Annotated in this window: 4 protein-coding genes; 1 reads left to right on the top strand and 3 read right to left on the bottom strand. The window is 73.2% G+C overall.

All coding sequences use genetic code 11. The features are described from left to right. Positions 1–41: 41 nt before the first annotated feature. Both CBZ_RS18905 and CBZ_RS18900 read right to left on the bottom strand, forming a co-directional pair. Entirely contained in the window at positions 42–905 is an 864-nt protein-coding gene (locus CBZ_RS18905) for an alpha/beta hydrolase family protein (RefSeq protein ID WP_130783003.1), read from the bottom strand. 231 nt (positions 906–1,136) lie between these two features. Next, positions 1,137–1,859, bottom strand: a complete 723-nt coding sequence (locus CBZ_RS18900; RefSeq protein WP_130783002.1) for an HAD family hydrolase — start codon at positions 1,857–1,859, stop codon at positions 1,137–1,139. Between the two features lie 149 nt (positions 1,860–2,008). On the opposite strand from CBZ_RS18900, the gene CBZ_RS18895 reads away from it, so the two are divergent. Continuing rightward, positions 2,009–3,607 carry an AbgT family transporter gene (locus CBZ_RS18895; RefSeq protein ID WP_130783001.1) on the top strand — a complete coding sequence of 533 codons (1,599 nt, stop codon included), beginning with the start codon at positions 2,009–2,011 and terminating at the stop codon, positions 3,605–3,607. A gap of 3 nt (positions 3,608–3,610) precedes the next feature. Here CBZ_RS18895 and CBZ_RS18890 read toward each other — a convergent pair. Then, on the bottom strand, positions 3,611–4,569 hold a 959-nt coding region (locus tag CBZ_RS18890; RefSeq protein ID WP_218022818.1), incomplete at its 5' end, for a cation efflux transmembrane domain-containing protein.

Below are 4,569 nucleotides of genomic sequence, written 5' to 3'. Positions count from 1 at the left end.
TGCGTCCCCCGCAGGCTAGACCTGCGGGGGACGCCGCGGGGTCAGAACGGGCAGCTGCTGCGGACCTCGGAGTACGCCACGCCCGACGGGGCCGGGCAGAGGAACGGCGAGTAGCGGGTGTCGTCGTCGACGAACCGCTTGAGCCACGCGATCGTGTTGCGGGCGATCGGCGTGTTCGACGTGTTCGGTGCGAAGTGGCTCGCCCCGCGCAGCTCCAGGTAGGTGCGGGGGGTCGACGCCGGCAGCGACTGGTAGAACGGCTCGGCGTGGGTCGTCACGGACGCGACGGAGTCGTTCTGGGCGCCGACGACGAGCGTGGGTGTGCGGACCTCGGGCCAGGTCTTGTCGAGGTTCCACGGCGTGAGCGCGACGGCGGCGCGCAGCGACGGGTCGTCCTTGGCCGCCTCGAGCGTCCCGCCGCCGCCCATGGAGTGCCCGATGACGGCGAGCCGTGCCGGGTCGACGCGGTCGGCGACGCTGCTCGACGTGGTGAGGTACCGGAGTGCGGCCAGGAGCTGGTCGCCCCGGGACGACGGCTGGTCGGAGGTCGTGATCGTGTCGATGGTGAACACGACGAAGCCCTGCGACGCGAGTCGGGTGCCGAGCCACGCGATGCTCGACTGCCGGGCGGTGTACCCGGGCGAGATCGCGACGGCGCCGAACGTGCCCTGGGACCGGTCGGTCGGGTAGTAGATCGTGCCCCCGCCGAACCCGCTGACGAGCCAGCGGGACACGGAGGTCTGAGCGGTCGCGAACGGGCCTCGGGCAGCCTCGATGCTGGCCTCGGTGGGTGCGGGTCCGCGCTCGTACGGGTTGGCGGCCGCCTGGGCCGGCGCGGCTGCGCCGACGAGCAGGACGGCGGCGGTGAGCGCGGCGAGCCGCGCGGCGGTGATCCGGTGCTGCATGGTCGGAACCCCCTGAGTCACGTGTCTCCATCACTGGGTGACGGACCTTGTGACGGCGGACGTTACTCACGATCATGGCTCGTGGGAAGACCCGACCGACCGGTCGGTCTGTGAGGTGTGGTGCGGGCGCCGACGCCCGTGCGACGCCCCTCGGGCGTGCCTGCGCGGGGCCTGTCGCGCGCCCCGTCGAGACGCTCCGTCAGGACGCCCGGACGTTCAGACGCCCGGACGTCAGGACGTCGCGGCGGCGGTCCGACGGCCCGGCAGGACCAGGTCCAGCACCCGGTGCAGCCGCGCCTCCCGGGCGTCCGTGAGCGGCGGCAGCAGCAGCGTGGTCACCCCGACGTCGACCGCCGCGCCGTCCCACCCGCCCCGGTCGCCGACCATGAGGACGTCCGACGCAGGCAGCGCGAGCCCGTCCAGCGCCGCCCGGAAGATCGCCGGGTCCGGCTTCGCGACGCCGAGCTCGAACGACAGCGCCCACGCGTCGACCAGGTCCGCCCACGAGCGCCCGTCGGGCAGGCGCTGCGCCGCGAAGACCGGCCGCAGGTCGACGTGGATGTCCGACACGACGCCGATCCGCACACCGGCCCCGGCCAGCGCCACCAGCAGGTCGCCGACGTCGCGCGCGAACGCGTTGAGCGAGACGTCCGACTCGACCGCGTACAGCGCCGCCGCCAGGTCGTCGTCGAGGCCTGCCGCCCGGAACCACTCCGCGTACGCGGCGCGGTGCTCGGCGACGTCCGTGTCGATCGCCGACGAGTCGACCCGCGTGCTGTCGGTGCCGCGCAGCGCCACCAGCACGGGCTCGACGTCCGCCGGGGTGGCCGGGCGACCGAGCCGGCCGAGCGCGGTCGCGACGAGCCACGAGTAGGTCGGCGCGACGACGAGCGTGCCGCGCCAGTCGAGGAGGACGCCCCTGAAGGCAGGTGCGGTCGGCGCGGGCGGCGTCACGTCGCGACCCTAGCGGTCGGCTCGGGTCCCTCGTGGACCGGCGCGGCGAGACGGTCGTCGCCGTCCGGCCCGCCCGTCATCTGCCGATTCGCCCGTTCATGCTCTAGCGTCGCCAGCAGGTGCCCAGGCCATCCGTCCGGAGGTGTGCGGTGAGCGAGGTCGTCCAGGAGCCGGTCGCGTCACGCGGGGGCTTGCAGAGAGTGCTCGACGCGATCGAGCGGGCGGGCAACAAGGTCCCCCACCCGGTGATCATCTTCCTCGCCCTGATCGCGCTGATCATGGCGCTGTCGGCGATCTTCCAGGCCGCGGGGACGAGCGTGACGTTCGAGCAGGCGCAGCTCGGAGCCGACGAGGTCGAGACGGTCACGGTCGAGGCGCAGAGCCTGCTCGACGCCGACGGGATCCGGTTCGTGTTCACGTCGCCCGTGGCGAACTTCAACGGGTTCGGGGTCGTCGGGGTCATCGTCGTCGCGATGATCGGCGTCGGCCTCGCCGAGGAGGTCGGCCTGATCGGCGCGTTCATCAAGCGCCTGGTCAAGGTCACGCCGCCGCGGTTCGTGACGTTCTCGATCGTGTTCCTCGGCGTGCTGTCCTCGATCGCGACGGACGCCGGGTACCTCGTCCTCATCCCGCTCGCGGCGGCGGTGTTCTACTCGCTCGGGCGGCACCCCCTGGCCGGTCTCGCCGCGGCGTTCGCCGGCGTCGGGGGCGGGTTCGGCGTGAACATCCTCATCACGCCCGTCGACGGGATGCTCGCGGAGATCACCAACGAGTCGATCGTCGACCCCGCGAACCACGTGTCGATCACCGGCAACCTGTTCTTCGGGATCGTCTCGACGTTCGTCGTCGCGATCGTCGCGACGCTCCTCACGGAGAAGTTCGTCGAGCCCCGCCTCGGCACCTACGACCGCGCGGCGGAGGCGCCCGCGGCCGACGACCCCGAGGTCGGCCCCGCACCGGGGGCCGCGAGCGGCGACCTCACGCCCGAGGAGCGCAACGGCCTGCGGTGGGCGTTCTGGGGGTTCCTCGGCGTGCTGCTGCTGGTGCTCGCGCTGTCGCTGCCGCCCGGCGCGCCGCTGCGGAACCCGGAGACGGGCAGCCTGGTCGAGGCGTCGCCGCTGCTCAACAGCATCATCTTCCTCATCCTGCTGTTCTTCTTCGTCATGGGGCTCTGCTACGGCAAGGGCGCCGGGACGGTGAAGAGCAGCATGGACGTCATCAACCCGATGACGAAGACGATCGCCAACCTGTCCGGGCTGATCTTCCTGCTGCTGGTCATCAGCCAGTTCATCGCGTACTTCAACTACTCGAACCTCGGCACGATCGCGGCGGTCGAGATGGCGGACGCGCTCGAGGCGGCGAACCTGTCGACGATCTGGCTGATCCTCGGGCTCATCGCGATGACGGCGGTGATCGACATCTTCATCGGCGGCGTCGTGCCGAAGTGGGCGATCTTCGCGCCGGTGTTCGTGCCGCTGTTCATCCAGCTCGGGATCTCGCCCGACCTCGCGATGGCGGCCTACCGGGTGGGTGACTCGCCGATCAACGTCGCGACGCCGCTCATGCCGTACTTCGCGCTCATCGTCATCTTCGCCGAGCGGTACCGGCGCAAGGTCGGCGTCGGCTCGGTCATCTCGCTCATGCTCCCGTACACGGTGACGCTGCTGGTCGTGTGGAGCGCGCTGCTGGTCGTCTGGTACCTCGTCGGCATCCCGCTCGGGCCCGGCGCACCGATCTACCTGGAGTGACGCTCACGCGGCGGTGAGGTCCGGGTCGGTCGTGACCTCCACGGTCGCCCAGACCTCGTGGCCCGTGGCGCGCAGGCGGTCGACGACGGCCCGGCGGACGCGGTCCTCGGCGTCGACGTCCCACGTGCCGGGCGCGACGACGAAGTCGACCTCGACGTACAGCCGCCGCCCGAGCTTGGTCGCCCGGACGACCGGCTCGGGCAGCCCGAACCGGGCCCGCACGTCCGCGACGGCCTCCCCGAGCACGGCCGTGACGGCGGGCGGGGGAGCGGCCTCCAGCAGCTCGCGCGCCGCCGTGCGGATCAGCCGGACCGGCACGGGGGCGATGACGGCGCACGCGACGAGCAGCAGCACCGGGTCGGCGTACCGGGTCGCGGCGGTGACGCCCGCGGTGTCGAGCGCGAGGGCCGCTGCGCCGCCCACCCCCACGACGGTGCTGAGCACGGCGCCCGCGTGCCACTGCGCGACCTCCGCGTCGACGAGGTCCGACCCGGGCGCCCGCCGCCGCAGCCACCACGCGACGACGACGGACAGCGCCGCGCTCACCACGCCGTAGACCAGCATCGTCGCCGGGTTCGCGTCGGACCCGCCCGACGTCAGCGTCGTCACGGCGTCGGCCGCCGCGAAGACGACGGTGCCGAGCAGCGCCGCCCCCTGCAGCGCGACGGCGAGCGGCGTGACGGCGTGCTTGCCGAACGGGTACGCGGCCGACGGTGGCGCCGCGGCCGCGCGGGCCGCGGCGAGCGAGACGCCGGAGAGCAGGATGCCCGCGAGCAGGAAGACGCCGTCGAACACGAGCACGCCGGCCGTCGCCAGGACGCCCCAGACGACCGCGCCGCCGCCGATCACCGCGGACGCGACGATCGAGACGACCAGGGCGGACCGCTCCGCGGCGGCGGACCCCGCCCGCGCGAGGTCGACGGCGGGACGCGGGTCGGGCCCCGCGGCCGCCGCTCGCGGCG

The organism is Cellulomonas biazotea, assembly GCF_004306155.1.
In the GTDB taxonomy this organism is placed as follows: domain Bacteria; phylum Actinomycetota; class Actinomycetes; order Actinomycetales; family Cellulomonadaceae; genus Cellulomonas; species Cellulomonas biazotea.
Note: the sequence above shows the minus strand (reverse complement) of the source record. Positions and strands in the feature narration are given on the sequence as shown.

Bases quoted from the DNA above. Each gene is read 5' to 3' on its own strand.
- CBZ_RS18905 (WP_130783003.1), bottom strand. From the start codon at position 905: ATGCAGCACCGGATCACCGCCGCGCGGCTCGCCGCGCTCACCGCCGCC.